Origin of the sequence: Pseudomonas nitroreducens (genome assembly GCF_024170165.1) — a bacterium.
Taxonomy (GTDB): Bacteria; Pseudomonadota; Gammaproteobacteria; order Pseudomonadales; family Pseudomonadaceae; genus Pseudomonas; species Pseudomonas nitroreducens_C.
Genome location: NZ_JALJXP010000014.1, coordinates 153,716 through 173,582, shown reverse-complemented (window position 1 = coordinate 173,582; position 19,867 = coordinate 153,716). Strand labels below are relative to the sequence as shown.

Below are 19,867 nucleotides of genomic sequence, written 5' to 3'. Positions count from 1 at the left end.
TCGGGCTAACCTTGGCGGTCAGCGAATTCGCTCTGATGAACAAGGTGCAGCCATGAGCAACGACCTCTTCTCCCTCGCCGGCAGGACCGTACTGGTCACCGGCGCTTCCAGCGGTATCGGCGCACATCTGGCGCGCACGGCCTCCCGCGCTGGCGCCCGCGTGGTGCTGGCGGCACGCCGCACCGAGCGCCTGGCGCAACTGGCTGAAGCCATTCGTGCCGACGGTGGCGAAGCCCATGCCGTGGCGCTGGATGTGACCGACCGCGCCAGCGTCGAGGCCGCCTTCGACAGTGCCGAGGCGCAGTTCGGCGTGGTCGAGGTAGTACTCAACAACGCCGGCATCGGCAATGGCCAGCGCGCGCTGGAGGTCAGCGAGGAAGACTGGCGCACCATGCTGTCCACCAACCTCGACGGCGTCTGGCGCGTCGCCCAGTGCGCGGCGCAGCGTCTGGCCAAGGCCGGGCGCGGCGGCAGCATCGTCAACATCGCCTCGATCCTCGGCCTGCGTGTGGGCGGCGGCTACAGCCACTACTGCGCAGCCAAGGCCGGCGTGGTGCAGCTGAGCAAGTCACTGGCGCTGGAACTGGCGCGCTTCAACGTGCGGGTCAACGCCATCGCGCCGGGCTACTTCAAGACCGAAATGAACGATGCCTACTTCGACAGTGACAAGGGCCAGGCCTACATCCGCGACACGGTGCCGATGCGCCGCCTCGGCCAATTGAAGGAGCTGGAAGGCCCCTTCCTGCTGCTGGCCAGCGATGCCGGCGCCTTCATGACCGGCGCAGTGCTCGCCGTGGACGGCGGACATCTGGTGAGCAGTCTCTAGAACGAGCCGGCCAGCCCTCCGCCCAATGCGCCCAGCAGCACCAGCGTCCAGGGCGGAACCCGGCCACTGCGCAGCAGCGCAAAGGCCAGCGCGACCAGCGAGATATCGAGCAGGCCGACCATGGTTTCGCTGCCGATGGGATGGATCAGCGCCGCCAGCAGCAGGCCGACCACGGCGGCGTTCACCCCGGCCAGCGCCGCGCGCAGACGATGCTGGCGGCGCAGGCTTTCCCAGAACGGCAAGGCGCCGAGCACCAGCAGGAAGGACGGCAGGAAAATCGCCACCAGGCAAAGCAGCGCCCCGGTCACGCCGCCCGGTTCACTGATGGCTGCGCCGAGGAAAGCGGCGAAGGTGAACAGCGGCCCCGGCAACGCCTGTGCCGCGCCGTAGCCGGCGAGGAAGGTCTGCGCATCGACCCAGCCGGAGTCGACCACCGCACTCTGCAGCAGCGGCAGCACCACATGCCCACCACCGAAAACCAGGCTGCCGACACGGTAGAAAGCGTCGAACTGTGCCAGCCATGGCGAATGCCAGGCTGCCGCCGTCAACGGCAATAACGCCAGCAGCACGAAGAACAGCAGCAGGTAGTAGCTGCCCTGGCGACGGGAGATGGAATGGCCAGGGCCTGCCGAATCACTCGCCGCAGTCGGCCGCAGCCAGACCGTGCCGAGCAGCGCAGCCGCGAGGATCACCAGCAGTTGCACGGCAACGCCAGGCCAGCGCAGCACCACGGCGGTCACCAGGATCATCAGCCCCTGGCGCGGCCAGTCCGGGCACAGCGACTTGACCATGCCCCACACGGCATGGGCCACCACCGCGACCGACACCAGCATCAGCCCATGCAGGGCACCGACCGGTAACCATTGGCCGTGCCGCGAAAGCCCCAGCGCCAGCAACAGCATCAGCAAGGCCGACGGCAGGGTGAAGCCGATCCATGCCGCCAGCACGCCCCAGTGGCCCGCGCGCAAGGCGCCCAGGGCCATGCCGAGCTGGCTGCTGGCGGGGCCGGGGAGGAATTGGCAGAGGGCGATCAGGTCGGCGTAGTGCGCCTCGTCCAGCCAGCGCCGCCGGTTCACGAACTCCTCGCGAAAATAACCCAGGTGCGCCACCGGCCCGCCGAAAGAGGTCAGGCCCAGGCGCAGGAAGATCAGGAAGACGGCCCAGAGGGAGTCGTGTGGCGTGGGTTCGTTCATGGGCGAGGTCGGCGGGTCTGACTGATGCGGTCTGGCAATTTGATATTACAGCTTGGTTCAGCTGTCCAGCTCGCGGATCCGCTGCTCGAGGAAGCGCCGCTCCGGCTCCAGCTTCGCCAGCTCCAGTGCGCGCTCGTAGGAGCCGCGCGCCTGGTCGCGGCGCTCCAGCCGGCGACAGAAATCGGCGCGCGCGGCATGGGCCAGGTGGTAATCCTGCAGGTCGCCACGGGCGAGGATGGCGTCCACCTGCACCAGCCCCGCTTCCGGGCCATCGCGCATGGACAGGGCCACGGCGCGGTTGAGCTCGATGACCGGCGAGGGCTGCAGAGCCAGCAGGAGGTCGTAGAGACCGACGATCTCCGTCCAGTCGGTGCTGGCCATGTCCGCAGCGGCGGCATGCACGGCGGAAATGGCTGCCTGCAAGGTGTACGGGCCGACGCGGCGGGTGGCGAGCGCCGCCGCGATCAGTTGCTGGCCCTCGCCGATCAGGGCTCGGTCCCAGCGCGCGCGGTCCTGGTTTTCCAGCAGCACCAGTTCGCCGTCTTCGGCGGTGCGCGCCTCGCGCCGCGACTCGTGCAGCAGCATCAGCGCCAGCAGGCCCATCACTTCGGACTCGGGCAACAGTTCGAGCAGTTGCCGGCCGAGGCGGATGGCTTCGGCGGACAGGTCGGTGCGCGTCAGGGAATCACCGGCCGAGGCCGAGTAGCCCTCGTTGAACACCAGGTAGATGACCCGCAGCACACTGGCCAGGCGCTCCGGCAGCTCGGCGGTTTCCGGCACCTGGTAGGGAAGCTGTGCATCGCGGATCTTCGCCTTGGCGCGGACGATGCGCTGGGCGATGGTCGAGGGCGTGGCGAGGTAGGCGCGGGCGATCTCCTCGGTCTTCAGGTCGCAGACTTCGCGCAGGGTCAGCGGCACCTGCGAGTCCGCCGGCAGCGCCGGGTGGCAACAGGTGAAGATCAGCCGCAGGCGATCGTCCTCGACGCTTTCATCGGCCAGTTCTTCCACCGATTGCGCGTCGATCTCCAGTTGCTCGGCGATCTGCGTCAGGGAGGCATCGAAGCGCGAGCGCCGGCGCAGACCGTCGATGGCCTTGAAGCGCCCGGCGGAGACCAGCCACGCGCGCGGGTTGGCCGGCACGCCGTCGCGCCGCCACTGGTCCACGGCGGCAACGAAGGCTTCGTGCAGCGCCTCCTCGGCGAGGTCGAAATCACCCAGCAGGCGGATCAGTGTGGCCAGCACCCGGCGCGATTCACGGCGATAGACCTCGTCCACCACGTCGCGCAGGGGCTGGGGGGCGTACTCGTGCATGGGCCGAAGGTCCTTGGCATGGAAGAGGTCTGCCTATCCTGCACGGGTTTTCGCGAAGGCGGGAGGTGGTCGGACGGGTGCGACGGGAGGGATCGTTGCGGGGTGTTTCGTTGGGGCCAGCAGGAACGCGGCATCGCGAACATGGCGCTCTATGCAAAGTCCGGTACGGGGGCACCCTCTCCCCCGCCCTCTCCCTGAAGGGAGAGGGAGCTGTCCGTGCCGGCTGACGCCACGGATTCAGCCGGTGCCGAACCAGTCCCCTCTCCCTTCAGGGAGAGGGTTAGGGAGAGGGGGAAACCCAGTACGGACTATCAGGAGCAGCGAGGAGCTTCTACCGAGAAAGGAGACACCACCCGTCAGGGCTTGGCATCGAACAGCAGTTGCCCCGTGGCCGGATCGAAGGGAATCGAGAAATGCTCATGGGCAATCTTCCACTGCCCCGCCTCGCGGCGCAGGCCGACGCTGACCCGCGCCCAGGAGGCGTTGTGCTGCCCCTTGTCATCGGTGCCGCCGCAGTAGGCGAGGTAGTGCCCGAAGGCCGTGTCGCCGCCGCTCTCGAAGCTCAGCTCATGGATCTCGAAGGTGGGCTCCCTGCACATCTGCGTGCAGTCGCGCCAATGGCTGGCGTAAGCCTCGACGCCCCTGAACTGCAGTTGCTTCACCGCATCGAAGGCGAGGATGTCGCGGGTGTAGTGGCGGGTGATGCCTTCCACGTCCGAGGCGCGCACGGCTTTCAGCCAGCTTTCCAGCAGCGCGTGCAGTTCGCCGTGGGCGGCGTTCTTTTCAGCGGCAGTCATGGATGTTCCTCCTTGCTCAAGGTTCAGGACCCGCAGCAACTGTGCGGCGCCGGAGTCTGGTCGTAGTCGTCGTGGAAGCGCGTCCAGTTCATGCCCTTGCCCTGGTAGTCGGGCATGCCGCCCCAGCCTTCGCCGCGCCCCAGCGGGGTGAGGTCGAGCAGGTGGTAGGTGAACAGCGGCGCCTCCAGCCCGCGACCGTAGGTCGAGTAGCTGTGGAAGACCTGCTCGCCGTCGCGCAGGAACACGCTCATGCCCGGCTGCTCGCCGCGCACGTGGTAGTCCTGGCCGAGGCGCTCCAGCTCCGTCTTGTCACGATAGTTGTATTCCACCGGGGCGACGGACTCGTCGACGCTGACGTGGAAGTCGTAGTTGAAGTCGCTGCCGAACGACGAGTACCAGGGGAACTGCCAGCCCATGCGCGCGCGGAACGGCGCGATCTCCTCCAGCGGCGCGCGCGAGACCATGGCGAAGGTGGTGCCACGGGCGTGCAGGTGCTCCAGCCGGCCGAGGTTGTCGATCAGGTAGGAGCAGCCCTCGCAGCCCAGGCCGGTGTCACGGTGGAACATGAAGTGGTAGACGATCAGCTGCGGCCGGCCTTCGAACAGGTCGAGCAGGCGCAATGGGCCGTGCGGTCCTTCGAAGCGATAGTCCTTGTCGATGCGCACCACTGGCAGCTCGCGACGCTGGGCGTTGAGCGCGTCCCGGGCCCTGGTCGCGGCCTTCTCCTGCTCCAGCAGGCGGAGGCGTGCCTGCCGCCAGGCGGCCTGGGAAACGACTCGGGGCATCTCCGGAAATGAAGAGCTTTGGTTGGCCAGTTTCATGTCGCACGCTCCTGGGGGCGATCCCGTTGCTCGCTGGGCCGGGCGCGGCGCTTGCCGCGCAGGCGGGTGACGGCGAAGGCACTGACGCCGCCGGCGGAAAGGACGCTGGTGACTGCCAGCGTCAGGGTCGATACGCACAGAGGGCACATGGCTCACCTCCTTCAGGTTGCGGGTTGCGTCAGCCCTTTTCGGCGAGCGCCTTGAGGTTGGCCAGGCCCGCCTCGAAGTCCTTGCCGACCATGCTGTCCACGTCGAAGAACAGGTGCATGATCTTCGCCACGAAGGGCACCGGGCCGAACATGGCCCAGGTCACTTCGGAGCCACCGTCCCGCGGCACCAGGGTGAATTCGGCGGTGTTGCTGGCCTTGAACGGCTTGAGGAAATCCAGCGCGATGGTCACCCGATTGCCGGGGTTAATCTCGAGGATTTCCATGCGCCCTGCCCCGGCCTTGCCGTTGCCTGCCCAGGCGTACACCGCGCCGCGGCCTTTCTCCGCGCCGGAGAAGGTGCGCTGCATGTCCGGGTCGAGCTTCTCGAAGGGCGACCATTGCCGCCACTGGTGGAAGTCCTCGATATAGCCCTGGATTTTTTCCGGCGGCGCCTGGATGCGCAGAGTGCGCTCCACGCGGAAGGTCCCTGGGCGATTCGCCGACAGCACCAGAACGATCGCCACCGCGACTACCACCACCAAGCCAATCCACTTCAGCATCACATCCTCCTGACGTTGCCTGCTCTTGAAATAAAGAGCTCTTGAAATACCGGGCTTCAGCGCCCGGCGAAATAGCGATCCCAGTCGCGCACCGGGCGGACTTCCACGGCGCCCAGGCGGCCGCTGGGAATGCGCTGGGCGATCTGCAGCGCCTCGTTGAGGTCGCGCGCGTCGATCAGCACGAAGCCGCCCAGGTACTCGCGGGTCTCGGCGAAGGGGCCGTCGGTGATCGCCAGGCCCGCCGCGCCATGCCGCAGCGTAGTCGCCGTTTCCACCGTCTCCAGCGCCTCGGAGGCCAGCACCCGACCGGCCCGGCGCTGGTACTCGTCGTTGGCGAAGCACTCGTCCATCAGGCGCCGGTATTCGGGCTCGGACAGGGCCGACAGGCGCTGGTCATCCACGTAGATCAGACAGAGGTACTTCATGGCCATCTCCCCGCTCAATGAGCTTGCAGTTACCTCATAGTCGAAGCAGCCACGGGGAAATCGACAGGACGGCGGGGAATTTTTCGCCAGGGAAGGGAAACGAACGCTCCGGCCAGCAGCCGGAGCGTCTGGACGGCGCTTGTCAGCCGCTCGTCGGGCACTCGATGACAGCCGGGGCCATTGCGGCCCCGCGCCTTACTCGTAGGTCAGGGTGAAGGTCGCCGTGGCGGAGACCAGTCCCGCGGTCATCGCCTCCGGTGTGGCGGCGGTGCGGTAGTAGCGGGCGGTCAGCGGAATGCTCACCGGCTGGTTACCGCTGGTGGTCGTGGTGTGGAGGAACTTGCTCGCCAATGGCAGGCGCGTGACGCTACTCAGGTCACCCATGAACAGGGTGACGCCCACGCCGGTCGCCATGCCGGTACCCGTCGCGTTGGCGAGCACGTTGCTGGCCCCGGAGACCTGGGTGCCATCGACCTGGTAATTGACCTTCACGCCACTGTCGCACAGCAGGTTGATCTTGAACGCCCTGGCCCTGTCGTTGCGCTGCGGGATGGGTGAGCCCTCGAAATCGGCCGTGTAGATGGTCGGCAGCTGCACATCGATATTGCGGCTGTCGGCGTTCACCTCGCAGCCCAGGCCGGTGACCTGCGAGGAGCCGGTGATCATCAGCGTGGTAATGCCCAGGTCCGCATAGGAGACGTACGACAGGCCGGGAAGGCTCAGCGCCCCCGCACTGGCATCGATGTCGTCGGTCTTCACCAGGATCACCCGCCAGTTGGTCGCCAGCGCGTAGCGCACGGGACTGACATCCCAGTTCAGGCTGGGCAGCGGGGTGATCTTGGTACGGTCCGGGTTGCAGTTGCCGATGGTCTGGTTGCACCAGAAAACCGACACGCCAATCCCTGGCACGTTGGTCTGGAACACCGAGGAAAAACCGTTGCTGCTGTGCCCCGGCACGGCAGCGCCAATGCTGGTGGCGAGCCCGCCACGGACGTTCCCCGTCGAACTGCAGTTGATGGTCGCGCCGGTGAAGCCCTTCCAGCCGCTGTCCCAGAGGACCGTGCCATTGGTGGCGTTGCGCGGAATGCTCACACTGGCCGGCAGGGCGACAGTGCCCATCACGCTGGCGCTGCCGCTCTGGAAGGTACAGATCGCTGCCAGCGCCGAGGGCGCGCAGAACAGGGCGAAGAGAAGAATCAGGATTCGCATGGGAGCCTCGATGGATCAGCGCGCGGCGACCTGGGTCGGCGCAGGCGGCCGGGTGCACGAAGCCTCGGCCTTGATGAAGGGAGATTCACGCTTCTGCTCGAACGACGGCAGGCTGTAGCGCACGCGGCACTGGCGGTCGGTGGATTCGCCCCAGCGCACGGTGAGTTCGCCCCGCGGATCGGCGGCGCGGAAGAACACCCGGCTGCCCTGCCCCACCAGGGTCAGGCTGTTGCCGTGGGCATCGAGCACTTCTGCGCCCACCGGCAGTGCCTGGCCTTGCTCGTCGCGCAGGGTCAGCAGGACCGGCTCGCCGGTCACCGTCGGGTACTTGAGCATCACCACCGCGCCATAACGCGGCGCGACGTTCTGCGAGGTGAGCTGCAGTTCGACATCCTCGGCGATGCCCTTGGGATCGAGCGCCACTTCGTTCTGCCGGTACGGCATCAGGCTCGACACCACGCCGTAGCCGCTACCCCCTACTTCGGCACCGCTGCCGTTGAACAGGCGTGCGCCCTCGGCGCCCTTGGCCTCGACGATGGCGCGGGTTTCGCCCTGGGACTGGCTGAAGCTGATGCCGCCCGGATGCGCCACGACGCTGCCCGACAGCCCCAGGCCGACCTGGCGGAAACCATCGCCTTCGCTGTAGCTGCCCGAAACGTTGGTGGTCGCCGCGCGGTACTGCGCATTGGCGCCGCCGGCGCTGCTGGTATCGCCGGCGACACGGGAACGCGAGCCGTAGACGCCATAGTTGAACTGGTTGTCCTGGCCCGCCGCGCCGGACAGGCTGAGCTGGCTGTTCGCGTCGCCCTTGTCCGACCAGGTGGTCGAGCTGCTCAGGTACGGCGCATGGCTGGAGCGGCCCAGCGGCATCGACAGGCTAAGCATGTACTGGGTGTCGGTCTCGCCACGGTCCATCTGCGTGCGCGCAGCCGACAGGCTCATGCTGCCCCAGCGGTAGCTGTTGGAGTAGCCGGCCTGGTAGCTGGTGTCGCTGGACTTGCCGGCCTTCCAGTAGTTCTGCGAGGAGCCGCTGAAGAACAGGCTGCCGTAGCCGTCGGCCAGCGGCTGGTTGACGTTGAGCTGCAGGCGGTTGCGCTGGCGATAAGGCGCGTTGGCGGCGGAATCCTGCGCCTGGGCGTAGTCGCCGAAGCTCAGGTAGCCGTCGCTGGAGAAGCGATAGGCCGCCACCACGAAGTTGGTCCGGGTCGACTCCAGCAGCTTGCTGTAGCTCAGCCGATAGCTCTGGCCGCTGGCCGACTTGCCCAGCCCATCGCGCGCTTCCAGGCCCGAGGCGCTGGAGTGCGTGCCGTCGAGGGCGAAGGCGCCCACCGGTGTACTCAGCGCCAGGCCGCCCTGCACTGCCAGGTACTGGTCGGCGATGATACTGCCGGTGTAGCCGGTCCACTGGTTGGAGATGCCGCGCTGGTAGGTGCCCTGGACGAAGTTCGGCTCGTTCGCCAGGCGCTCGTCGCGGTACTTGCCGGCGGTGACGCTGTAGCGCGATGTGCCGGGGCGCAGCAGTTGTGCCACCGAGGCAAAGGGTACGGTGAAGCGGCGGGCGCGGCCGTCGGCTTCGGTGACCGTCACTTCCAGATCACCCGAGTAGCCGGTGTTGTAGAGATCGTCGATGACGAACGGGCCCGGCGCCACGGTGGTTTCGTAGAGCAGGTTGCCGCCCTGGCGCACGGTGACCCGCGCGTTGCTCTCCGCCGTGCCACGGATGGCCGGGGCGAAACCGCGCTGGGAGTCCGGCAGCATGCGGTCGTCGGAGGCGACCTGGACACCGGTGTAGGGCACGCTGTCGAACAGCTCGGACGGGGTGTAGTACTCGCCCACGGTCAGCTGCGACTTCAGCCCGGTGAGGTCACGCTGCGCATAGCTGCTCACCGAGTCGTACTTGCTGGTGCTCGGGCCGTTGCCGCTGCTGCGGCTGTAGCTGCCGTTGTGGCGCAGGCGCCAGTCGCCCAGGTTCACGCCGCCGTTGAGGCCTGCATAGTACTGGGTGCTGTTCTGACCGCTGCCGTCGTTGCGGTAGGCGTTGGCGTTGTAATCGACGAACGCCGCGTTGACGCCGCGATCCCAGTCGCGCGGATCGACATAGCCACGGACGGTGCGGTTCAGGTACGCCTGGGGAATGCTCAGGTCCAGGCGCAGGCCGGCCAGGTCGAGATCGGCGCGGGCGTCGGGTACCTGGCGGGCGATATCGATGCAGTCCGCATCCAGGGCGGCAGCGGACAGCCGCGAGGCGTCCAGCCCCAGGCTGGCCAGCTGGTTGCGCTGGAAGCAGTAGCTCGGCGCCTGTCCGGCGTTGTCCTGCACGCGAACATCCTGACGGCCGATCCAGTTCTGGTTGACGTAGACGTCCAGTCGGTAGCTGCCCGCCGCCACCGGGTTGCCACGTTCGAAGCGCTTGATGTCGACCTGGCGGCCAGCGCCACCCTGAATGAAATCAGGGTTGAACGAGGCTTGCAGGGCGTCGGTCTGCGCGGCATGGCTCACACCGCCGGCCAGGGTGGCACCCACGGTGCCGGCCAACAGAAGGCGAAGAGCATGCGGCGGCCCACCAGCACTGGGCCGGGGCGAACGAATAGAAGTCATGGAGAGTCCTGGAGCGGTGGGGTGTCGGGCGCACGTCCTGCGCGCCGTGGGCGGATCAGCGCAGGGGGGCGGTCTGTTCGGGGGCGGCGCCGAAGTCGCTCATCCAGCGAAAGCGCACCTTGCCGTCGCTGCCGCCGGTGTAACCGGGCAGCGGGAAATCCTGCCTGGCGAACGGCGCGATCATCCCGCCGCCGGTGTCGGTGCTGCGCGCACCCTGCTCGACGAACAGCGAGCTGAACGACAGGTGATACGGGCTCGGGTTTTCACCGCGCAGCACGTAGCCGTTGCCCTGGCGCTCGATCTTCCAGTCCACCTGGCCGATGGCCGTGGGCAGGTCGCCGGGCAGGCCGCCGGGGCGGTAGAACAGCTTCAGCCGCGAGCGCACGGCAATCTGCATCAGGTTGCTGCCGGCCTCGTCGGCCTGGGGCAGCGGGGGAATTTCCAGGGCGTTGAACCAGAACAGGCTTTCGCGATCCTGCGGCAGCGTCTCGCCGGTGAAGGCCAGGCGCACGCTCTGCCCTTTCTGCGGGTCGAGGCGGAAGATCGGCGGGGTCGCCAGGAACGGCGCGTCGGCATCCTGGGGCTTGCTCTGGGTATCACCGCGATCGACCCAGATCTGCATCAGCACCGGGGTCTGGCCCTTGTTGGTGAGTTTGACGGTGACTTCGCGCTCCTTCGCGGGGTAGACGATTCGCGTCCCGTCGATCATCACGCCGGCGTGGGCAGCGGAGAATGCGGTGGACAGGGCGAAGGCGCCAAGCAGCACGGCAAGAACCTTGTGCAGCCTGATAGTGGGAACGGCCAGCATCACAATTACCTCATTGCGGCCCGGGGCTTGCGCCCCGGACCAATGGATCACTCGTAGGTCAGCTGGTAGTTCGCCATGGCGGCCACGTCACCGGCGCCAGCGCTGCCAGCCTGGGAGAAGTACTGGGCGTAGTACTGCAGGGTGACCGGGTTGGAACCGCTGACGGTAACGGCACGAGCCTGCTGGCTGGTGGCATCGTCGGTATTGACGTTGATGACGGCCTGGTTCTGGTCCAGCAGCTGCACCTGGACGTTGCTGGCACCGCCAGCAGCGGAGTTCTTCAGGTTGCCGTAGGTGTCAACGTTGCTGTCCGGAACAAAAGCCGCGGAAACCTTCGAGCCATCGGCGCAACCGGTGACCTGCATGGTGAAACCGGTACGGCCGGCGGTGCTCTGCGCGGCAGCGAGGCTGTCCTTGTCGACGGTGGGCAGGCGCACGTCGATGTTGGTGGCAGAGGAGTCGAGCACGCAGCTGGTCTCGGTGACCTTGCCGGTGATGTTGATCACGCCGGTCTGCGGAGCGGCAGCGACGGCCTGGGCGCAAACGCCGGCGCTCGCCAGGCAGATCAGTGCAGCGTGCAGTTTGGATTTCATGGTGTTGCTCTCCCGATTACGAGTATCGGTTGGACGAGCCCTTGTTTGACCGGCCTCTTGTCCAACATCGAAACCATGGAACCGGAATGGTCCCGCGTGGTGGTGATTTCGATGGCACGCACTTTGCTGTCCGGGCGGTCAGAAAAACATCAGACGAATCTCAATCGGAAGTGGCGCATCCCTTGAGAAATCTCAAGAAACCCGCAGAAAACGGGGGTTGCGGGAATTCCGCATGGGGACTTTCAGATTCGTCTCAAGGCATTCGGAGGGGGTCGCCGAGCGCATACCTTGCCCTGGCAGACCTTGGGATTTCGCTGGAGCGTATTCATCCACAAGGGCGCCCGGGACGATGCGGGCCTGGCGCGGACAAGGTCCGCTCCTGCCGGGGAATGCCGTGCGCAAAGGGCTTACTGGAACAGGTTCGCCATCACGCAGAACGTCAGCAGCGCCTGGTCGGTGTCCACGTCCAGCTTGCGCATGGCGGAGATCTTCTGCGCGCTCACGGTCTTCACGCTGCGGTTCAGCAGCAGGGCAATGTCGCGCACGCTCTTCCCCGAGACGAAGTGGCGCAGCACCTCGTATTCCTTCACCGACAGGCTGGCGATGCGCCCTTCCACATCGTCCCCGCTGGCCAGCACGCTGCTCGCGGACTGCATGCCCGGCCCCCGGTAGATACGGTCCTGGGACAGCGCCTTGAGCGCCACCAGGATCTCGTCGAGGTCGCCGTTCTTCAGGATCACTCCCGACACCCCCAGGTCATAGAGGCTGGAGAGGATCAGCGGGTTGGACAGCATGGTGAGGATCAGGATGCGGGTGTCGGGGAAGTTGCGCAGCAGGTACTCGATCAGCTTGATGCCGTCGCCATAGGTCTGGTCGCCCGGCATGTTGTAGTCGGTGATGACGATGGCCGGGTGTTGCTCGCGGTAGAGCGCCACCAACTCGGTGGAGTTGTGCGCCTCACCGATCACCTCGAAGCGATCGTCCCGCTCGATCACCTCGCGAACCCCCATCAGGACGATGGGATGGTCGTCCGCTAGTGCCACTCTGACTTTTTCCATGAGTTTCTTGAGTCCCAACGTTTGCGATCGACGGCCGGCCACATCGGCGCGGCCACTCTTCCAGAGTAGCTCCGGTTCCCGGGCAGGCCCTCAGAGGCCGGCCAGGGCCACCTCGATTCGTCCCAGCAGCGTGGTCACCGCCGCGGACAGTTCCGGCCCGGCAGGCTGGGCGATCAGCGCCTCTTCCACCGCGCCGCAGGCATCGCTGAGTCCATGCGCCTGCACCACCGCCAGCGCCCCGCGCAGGCGATGCACCTGCTGGCGGACGGTGGCCAGGTCGCCAGCCTGCAGGGCATCGGTCACGCCCTGCATGTCCTGGCGCATGGTGCGCAGGAACAGGTCGCGCATTTTCTCGGAGACCTGGATCTCATCCGGCGCCAGCACCTCAGGCTCAGCTTCGCTTTCCAGCACCCCGCTCAGCGCATGGCCGCACACTTTCAGTAGCCCGTCATGCAGGGTGCGCAGGCTGATCGGCTTGACCAGCCAGGCGTTCATACCCACCGTCATGCAGCGCTCGCCCTCCTCGCGCAGGGCATTGGCGGTGACGCCGATGATCGGCAACCAGCTATCGTGGCGGCGCAGTTCGCCCACCAGTTCGTAGCCATTCATCAGCGGCATGTTCACATCGGTCAGCAGCGCGTCGAAGGCGCCGGGTGCCCAGCGCTGCAAGGCTTCGCGGCCATTGCTGGTGAGGGTGACACGACAGCCCAGTTCCTCGAGCTGCTCCTTGAGCAGCGCCTGGTTGATCGGGTTGTCCTCGGCCACCAGCACCCGCAGGCCGAGCTTGCCCAGCCGCGCGGCACGGGGCGGCTGGCGGGTCTCGCCGCTACCGCCCTGCTGCGCCAGGCGCAGGGCCTGGGCGATACCGGCCAGGTGGAAGAGGTTCACCTCCCATCCCCGCGCCGAGGCCTGCGGCTGCACGCCGGCCTCGGCCAGCGCGCAGACCCGCGGGCCGCTCCAGAGCACTTCGTCCTTGCCGGCTTCGAGCAGGTCCAGCAGCACGGCACCGGCCGGCAGCTCCCCTGGCAGTTCGTCCTGCACCAGCGCAGCGCCACCCCAGCAGTCGATCCAGGCGCCCAGGCTCTGTGCCAGCTCCTTCACCGGCGCCCGCACATAGACCGGTTGCGACAGCAGCTGCGCCCCATCGGCCAGCGGCTGGGCGCGCTCCAGTACCGGCAGCGCCAGGGTGAAGGTGAAGCTGCTGCCCAGCCCGGTTTCGCTCACCACGCGAAGCTGGCCGCCCATCAGCTCGCTCAACCGCGCGCAGATCGACAGGCCGAGGCCTGTTCCACTGACCGTGTGCTCGTGGCCGTGGGCCTGGTAGAAGGGTTCGAAAAGACGCTGCTGCTGTGCTTCGGACATACCGATGCCGGTGTCCGTCACCTGCCACTGCAGGGCCGTCTCGCCGTTCTCCCCGGTTACGGTGCGCAGGCGCAGCACCACACGGCCGATGTCGGTGAATTTCAGCGCGTTGCTCAGCAGGTTGGCGAGTATCTGCCGGATGCGCGCGGCATCGCCGCGCACCAGGCCCGGCACGCTCGTGTCGATGCAGGCATACAGCTGCAGCTCCTTGCCCTCGGCCACCCCGGAGTACCCGGCGACCACGTCCTCGGCCAGCTCCAGCGGGTTGAATTCGCCCGCCTCCAGGGCCATTTGCCCGGCTTCGATCTTGGACACGTCGAGGATGTCGCTGATCAGCTGCAGCAGCATCGAGGACGAGCGCTGGATGGTGGCCAGGTAGTCGCGCTGCTGGCCGGTCACTTCCGTGAGGCCGAGCAGTTCCAGAGTGCCCAGCACGCCATAGAGCGGCGTGCGGATTTCGTGGCTCATGGTGGCGAGGAACAGCGACTTGGCCTCGCTGGCGGCGTCTGCCGAAAGCTTGGCGTCGGCCAGTATCTGCTGCGCCTGCTTGTGCGCGCTGATGTCGTTGAAGGCGCAGAGCACCACGTTCTCGCCGTGGTAGCGGGTCGGCGCGAAGCTGGCGTGCAGGGTGCGCCCCTCCACTTCGAAGACCAGCTCGGCATTCTTCTCGCCGAGCCTTCCGCTCAGGTCCCAGTCCCGGCTGATGCGCTGGATGGCCTCGGCATCGCCCAGCCACTGCTCGGCCAGGCGGTTCTGCATCACCACCTGGTGGCTGCCGTGGCGCAGCACGCAGAGTGCCACCGGCGCAGTCTGGATCACCGCACGGCTGAAGGCGTCGCTCTCGACTATCTCCAGGTGCGCGCGGCGCGCGGGCAGGATCACCCGCCGGGAGTACCAGCGAATGGCGAACCAGCCACCGGCCAGGCTGCCGAGGATCAGCGCCAGGGCGCCGATGAACTCCCACTTGGCATAGCGGAAGAAGCTCGCGTAGCTCAGGCGATAGAGCGCGGTCCAGCCGCCACTGAACTCGCTGCGCACCTTGAACACCAAGCCGTCGGCGCTGACGTTCAGGCCGTCGTGGTAATCCTTTTCACCGCCGGGAAAATCGATCAGCACCTGCCCGCCGGGCGAGATCAGTTCCAGCTCGTCGAACACCGGCCGGTCGAGCACCTGTTCGAGGTCGTTGATCCGTCCCAGGTCCAGCAGCGAGACGGCGACGACGCGGCGGTCCAGGTCCGACTCCCACCACAGCGCATCGGGCAGGTCGAGGCTGACATAGGCCAGCAGTTCACGGCTGTCGCCACCGGTGTAGGACTGGGCCTGCGCCCAGTGCACCTGTGTGTCGCTGCGCTTGGGCGAACGCTCTTCCAGTGCCTCGCGCACGCTTTCGATCACCGGCAGGTAATTGCGCCGGGTCAGGGGCCGTTGTCCGCGGAAGTTGCCGATGGAGGGCACCGCGAGGCTGGTGGGGCCATGCAGATCGAGCACCAGTACCTGCGGCGACGGGAAGGACGAGGTGCTCCAGTAGCTGCTGTAGAAGTTGGCCAGCATCACGCCGAAGGAGAAGGTGCCGGGCTTGTCGGTCGGGCTGGCGTGACGCACCTGTTGCGCCAGGGTGAAGGACATGGCGAAGGAAAACTCGCGCCCTTCGTGGATCTCCATGCCGTTTTCGCGGATCAGCATGCGCCGCTGCAGCGGGATCACGTCCATATCCCGGCGCTGGGTGGACTCATCGCTCTGCAGGGCGATGCGGTTGAGGAAGGCCTCGTGCTCGTGGATGTCCCCCACCAGCCGGCTGAAGTGGAAATGCACCTTGTCGCGCTCTTCCTGCACCACCCGGCCGAGCGCCCAGTAGCAGGCGCCCACCAGCATCAGGGCGAGGGAGACGGCGCACAGCAGCACGACGTTCAGGCGCAGCGAAGTGCTGGCCAGTTTGCGAATCGAGCCGTGGTCATGTTCCTTCATGCAAAGCATCCGGTGTCGCTGAAAGGGGCGGCGAAAAACCCGCCGGATACCAGAAGTCCCGCCGGATACCAGCAGACTAGATGTGAGTACGGCATTAGGCGACCCGTGGGCCGCGCAGTGGCCGCCGGGCGTCCAGGCATCGGCGCTGTGCCTGACGTGAGTCAATGGGCCATGACGGAGCGCTCCTGGAGCAGTTGGCGAGTGAACACCGCAGGCGGTACCGCTTCGGAAAACAGGAAGCCCTGGGCGCAATCGCAGCGCAGTCGGCGCAGCAGGGCCAGCTCATCAGGGTGCTCGACGCCCTCGGCTATCACTTCCAGTCCCAGCTGCCGGCCGAGCTTGACGATGCTCTCCAGCGCCGCCGCGAGCCCTTCGTCATCCACGCAGCCATGCACCAGCGCGCGGTCGATCTTCAACTCCGTGAAGGGCGTCGACACCAGGTTGTACAGCGAACTGTAGCCCTGGCCGAAATCGTCCTGGGCCAGGCCGAAGCCCTTCATGCGCAGGCGGCAGGTGCCGGCGTAGTAGTTGGCCGGGGTCGCCGTGCTGCTGCATTCGAGCAGCTCGAAGACGATCTGCGCCGGCACACCGCCACGGGCGGCAACGAAGGCGGAAAGCCGATCCGGCAGCTCGGGATCGTCCAGCAAGTAGGTCGGCAGGTTCACCGCCACCGACAGGTGGAACCCCAGCCGGCCCCAGTCCGCCTGGACCTCCAGCGCCTGTTCCAGCACCGTCCAGAGCAGCGCTTCGTCCAGGCCCGCAGCGGTCAGCGCAGGCATGAAACTGCCGGGGTGCAGCACGCCATGGCGCGGATGCTCCCAGCGCACCAGCGCTTCCGCGGCGACGATGCGCCCGTCGATCAGCGAGGCCTTGGGCTGGAACCAGGCGCACAGCTGCCGCTGCGCAAGGGCCTGCTCCAGCTCTTCGCGGCTGGGGGCGGGAATGCTCGGCGCGCGGCGCTGATCCTCGCGTTCCAGACGCGAGACGAGCTTCTCCAGCAGGCGGCGGACCACCGGAGCACTGGCGGGCTTGGCGATCTGCTCCAGCACGGTGATGCCGTGGGCACGGGCCACCATGCAGGCACTGCCCATCAGCGTGCGCGAGGAGGTGCTCATGATCGCCAGCAGCGGCGGCTGGCTCAGCGTGGCGAGCCGCTGGATCAGTTGCACGCCGTCCAGTCCGGGCATCATCAGGTCACTGACCACCAGGTCGAAGCGTTCCTGCTCCAGCCAGCGCAGCGCCTCGGCGCCGTCTTCGGCGGCATGCAGGTGCACAACGCCCTGATCGCGGAACAGGTTGAGCAGGTACTCGCGCTGGAAGGGCTGGTCTTCGACGATCAGGATTCGCTGGTGTCGCATGGCAGCACCTCCGCAGGCAGGCTGGTCAGGCAGTGGCGCAGGGTGCGCAGGTCCACCGGCTTGAGCAGGCAGAGGTTCATGCCGGCCGCCAGGCAACGATCGTTTTCCTCATGCATGGCATTGGCGGTGGCGCCGATGATCGGCCCGCGATAGCCGCGCTGGCGCAACGCATGGGCCAGCTCGTAGCCGTTCAGATGGGGCATGTTGACGTCGGTGAGTACCACGTCGAAGGCATCCGGCAGCCAGCGGGTGAGCGCCTGCCGGCCATCGACGGCAAGCTCGACCGTGCAGCCGAGGGTTTCCAGCTGGTCACGCAGGATCAGCTGGTTGATCGGGTTGTCTTCCACCACCAGCACGCGCAGGCCGAGGCCGATATCGGGCAGGGGCTCGGCCAGGAGCGGCAGCTCGCTGCCAGAGCAGCCCTGCGCCGCCGCGAGGGCACGGCGCAGCCCGTCGAGGTTGTAGCGGCCCACATGCCAGTCGCTGCCTTCCTGGCGGGGCAGCTCACCGCCCAGGTCGCTCACCAGCACACGCCGGCCGCGCCAGGAGGACAGCGGCTTGCGGTCATGGGGATGGAAGCGCAAGTCCAGCAGCACGCTGGAAGCGTCCTCCTCCAGCGGCTGGTCGCAGGCCACCACCTGGGCCCGCGCACCCCATCGGGTGATCCAGCCGCAGAGGCTCTCGGCCAGCTCACGGGTCGGCGCATGCACCCAGACCAGAGTGTGGCTCAGCCGGGGCTCGCTGGGGGTCTGTCGGTCCACGCATGGCAGCGGCAGGCTGAGGGAAAAGCTGCTGCCCAGCCCCACGTCGCTGACCACCCGCAACTGACCGCCCATCAGCTCCGTGAGGTGTTTGCAGATCGACAGGCCGAGGCCGGTACCACCGGCCATGCGGACGTTGCCGGTGACCTGGTAGAAGGCATCGAAGAGGTTCTCCTGCTGGTCGCCGGGAATGCCGATGCCGGTGTCGGCCACCTGCCAGTGCAGGGTGTCGTACCAGCCCTCGCCGGGCTCGCTGCGCACGCGCAGGACGATGCGCCCGCTATCGGTGAACTTCACCGCGTTGCTCAGCAGGTTGTTGAGGATCTGGCGGATGCGCGTGGCATCGCCGAGCATCCGATCGGGCATCTGCGGGTCGCAGCAGGCATAGATCTGCAGGCCCTTGGCGCGAGCCGAGGCGGCGTAGGACTGGATGCTGTCGAGGGTCAGCTCCAGCGGCGAGAACTCTACCGGCTCCAGGCCCAGCTGGCCGACCTCGATCTTCGACACGTCGAGCACGTCGCTGATCAGTTGCAGCAGGGTCGAGGACGAGCGCTGGATGGCCCGCAGGTAGCCGGACTGCTGGTGGTCCAGCGCCGTGCGGCCGAGCAGCTCCAGGGTGCCGAGCACGCCGTAGAGCGGCGTGCGGATCTCGTGGCTCATGGTCGCCAGGAACAGCGTCTTGGCTTCGTTGGCGCTGTCGGACAGGTGCTTGGCCTGCGCCAGCGCCGCCTCGGTCTGCTTGCGCGCGCTGATGTCGCTGAAGGCGCAGCAGAGCACTTCCTCGCCCTTGTAGCGGGTCGGCGTGTAGCTCAGGTACAGGTGGCGGCCGGTGTGGGTTTCCACCTCTTCGGAACCGCCTTCCTCGCCACTGCTGAAGCCTCGCTCCAGCCAGCCGTGGCTCCAGTAGCGGCGCTCATCACCGCTGCCCAGCCACTGCTGGGCGAGGCGGTTTTCCAGCACCACCTCGGCGTCGTTGCGGCGCAGCACGCAGAGCGCCACCGGGGCGGTCTGGATCATCGCGCGGGAGAAGCTCTCGTTCTCCACCAGCGCGGCCAGGCGGTGCTGCGCCGGGCCGATCAGGCGGCGGTTGATGCGTCGGCAGGTCGCCCAGACGAGCAGACAGCAGCCGAGCAGGAGCACCAACGAGGCGAGCACCCGCGGCCACATCGGCACCAGCAACTCGGAAAGGTTGAAATAGTAGACCAGCGACCAGTCGGAACTGCCCAGGTGCTTGAGCAGCGCCAGGTGGCTGGGCAACAGGCCGGGGCCGCTGAAGGCGAAGTTGTCGCCATTCCACAGGTCGCTGAACTGCAGGCCCAGCTGCGGCGTGACGGCGCTGCCGAGGATCGTCCGGTGATCGCGGTCCAGCAGCAGGAAGCGTCCCGCCTCGGGCACGCCGAGTGCCGCCGAGAGGTCAGCGCCGAACAGCTCAAGGCCCAGCCAGCCGTTGTCCTGCTCGCTGGTCACGCGGGTGAACAGGTACTGCCGCGTCTGCGGGTCGGTCGGGTCGGCGAGCCAGCGTACCTGGCGCTCTTCCTTCGGTGTTCCGGGCTTTCCCAGCGCTTCGAGCACCGAGGGCGGCACCACGGCATTGAGCGCCGGCGCGCCATACAGCCGCGAGACCGAGCGAGCCGGTGCAGGCGAGACATAGATCAGGTTCAGCCGCTTGGCTTCCATCTCCGACAGATCGCGGCCGGACAGCGCCAGGCTCCAGTTGGACCCCGGCTCGCCCAGGGTGACGAAGACCTGCTCGAAGGGTGGCACCGCTACGTTCAGCTGGCGCCATTGCAGCTGCGGCTCACGGGCCTTCCAGGTCACGCCGCGGCTGATGTGCTCCAGCAGCGCCTCGCGCTGGCCGAGGTAGTCCTGGGCCTCGTACATGGCCGCGTTCATCTGCCGGCGCAATTGCGACACTTCGCTGTTGAAGCTCGCGGCGAGGAACAGGCTCAAGGTGAAGAAAAGGCAGGCGATCACCACCCAGGCCAGCAGACGAAGGAGTTTCCGGGCGGCCTTCGGGGTGGAAAAGGACGAATCCTGGCGGCGAAGGAATTGCTTTAATTTCATGGCCGCCAG

At 67.1% G+C, this 19,867-nt stretch carries 16 protein-coding genes; 1 reads left to right on the top strand and 15 read right to left on the bottom strand.

Annotated elements, in window-relative coordinates:
* The first annotated feature begins 52 nt into the window (after nucleotides 1-52).
* Nucleotides 53-826, top strand: coding sequence for an SDR family NAD(P)-dependent oxidoreductase (locus tag J2T47_RS24665; protein ID WP_253452717.1), 774 nt, complete (start codon nucleotides 53-55; stop codon nucleotides 824-826).
* On the opposite strand, the gene chrA is transcribed toward J2T47_RS24665, so the two are convergent.
* The 15 genes from chrA to J2T47_RS24590 form a co-directional block, all read right to left on the bottom strand.
* Entirely contained in the window at nucleotides 823-2,019 is a 1,197-nt protein-coding gene (chrA, locus tag J2T47_RS24660; RefSeq protein ID WP_253452715.1) for a chromate efflux transporter, read from the bottom strand. The two genes, J2T47_RS24665 and chrA, sit on opposite strands and share 4 nt — an antisense overlap.
* 57 nt (nucleotides 2,020-2,076) lie before the next feature.
* A complete protein-coding gene (locus tag J2T47_RS24655; protein ID WP_253452713.1) occupies nucleotides 2,077-3,330 on the bottom strand; it encodes an RNA polymerase sigma factor in 1,254 nt (417 codons plus the stop codon).
* Between the two features lie 356 nt (nucleotides 3,331-3,686).
* Nucleotides 3,687-4,127 carry a YybH family protein gene (locus tag J2T47_RS24650; protein ID WP_253452711.1) on the bottom strand — a complete coding sequence of 147 codons (441 nt, stop codon included), beginning with the start codon at nucleotides 4,125-4,127 and terminating at the stop codon, nucleotides 3,687-3,689.
* Nucleotides 4,128-4,150: 23 nt separating this feature from the next.
* Entirely contained in the window at nucleotides 4,151-4,948 is a 798-nt protein-coding gene (locus tag J2T47_RS24645; protein WP_253452709.1) for a DUF899 domain-containing protein, read from the bottom strand.
* Entirely contained in the window at nucleotides 4,945-5,097 is a 153-nt protein-coding gene (locus J2T47_RS24640; RefSeq protein WP_253452707.1) for a hypothetical protein, read from the bottom strand. The genes J2T47_RS24645 and J2T47_RS24640 overlap by 4 nt, the downstream gene beginning before the upstream one ends.
* Nucleotides 5,098-5,126: 29 nt before the next feature.
* Entirely contained in the window at nucleotides 5,127-5,657 is a 531-nt protein-coding gene (locus J2T47_RS24635) for an SRPBCC family protein (protein ID WP_253452705.1), read from the bottom strand.
* Between the two features lie 56 nt (nucleotides 5,658-5,713).
* Complete coding sequence (locus J2T47_RS24630; protein ID WP_253452703.1) at nucleotides 5,714-6,082, bottom strand: YciI family protein; 369 nt, start codon at nucleotides 6,080-6,082, stop codon at nucleotides 5,714-5,716.
* 195 nt (nucleotides 6,083-6,277) lie between these two features.
* A complete protein-coding gene (locus J2T47_RS24625; RefSeq protein WP_253452701.1) occupies nucleotides 6,278-7,291 on the bottom strand; it encodes a fimbrial protein in 1,014 nt (337 codons plus the stop codon).
* Between the two features lie 15 nt (nucleotides 7,292-7,306).
* Complete coding sequence (locus tag J2T47_RS24620; RefSeq protein ID WP_253452699.1) at nucleotides 7,307-9,814, bottom strand: fimbria/pilus outer membrane usher protein; 2,508 nt, start codon at nucleotides 9,812-9,814, stop codon at nucleotides 7,307-7,309.
* Nucleotides 9,815-9,944: 130 nt separating this feature from the next.
* Nucleotides 9,945-10,697 carry a fimbrial biogenesis chaperone gene (locus J2T47_RS24615; protein WP_253452697.1) on the bottom strand — a complete coding sequence of 251 codons (753 nt, stop codon included), beginning with the start codon at nucleotides 10,695-10,697 and terminating at the stop codon, nucleotides 9,945-9,947.
* 47 nt (nucleotides 10,698-10,744) lie between these two features.
* Complete coding sequence (locus J2T47_RS24610) at nucleotides 10,745-11,290, bottom strand: fimbrial protein (RefSeq protein WP_253452695.1); 546 nt, start codon at nucleotides 11,288-11,290, stop codon at nucleotides 10,745-10,747.
* Between the two features lie 407 nt (nucleotides 11,291-11,697).
* The gene (locus J2T47_RS24605) at nucleotides 11,698-12,348 is read right to left on the bottom strand and encodes a response regulator (RefSeq protein ID WP_253452693.1); all 651 of its coding nucleotides are present in this window, start codon (nucleotides 12,346-12,348) and stop codon (nucleotides 11,698-11,700) included.
* Nucleotides 12,349-12,438: 90 nt separating this feature from the next.
* Entirely contained in the window at nucleotides 12,439-15,675 is a 3,237-nt protein-coding gene (locus J2T47_RS24600; protein ID WP_253452691.1) for a hybrid sensor histidine kinase/response regulator, read from the bottom strand.
* 161 nt (nucleotides 15,676-15,836) lie between these two features.
* The gene (locus tag J2T47_RS24595; protein WP_253452689.1) at nucleotides 15,837-17,033 is read right to left on the bottom strand and encodes an EAL domain-containing response regulator; all 1,197 of its coding nucleotides are present in this window, start codon (nucleotides 17,031-17,033) and stop codon (nucleotides 15,837-15,839) included.
* The gene (locus J2T47_RS24590) at nucleotides 17,012-19,858 is read right to left on the bottom strand and encodes an ATP-binding protein (protein WP_253452687.1); all 2,847 of its coding nucleotides are present in this window, start codon (nucleotides 19,856-19,858) and stop codon (nucleotides 17,012-17,014) included. Before J2T47_RS24590 ends, J2T47_RS24595 begins: the two co-directional genes overlap by 22 nt.
* Between the last annotated feature and the right edge of the window lie 9 nt (nucleotides 19,859-19,867).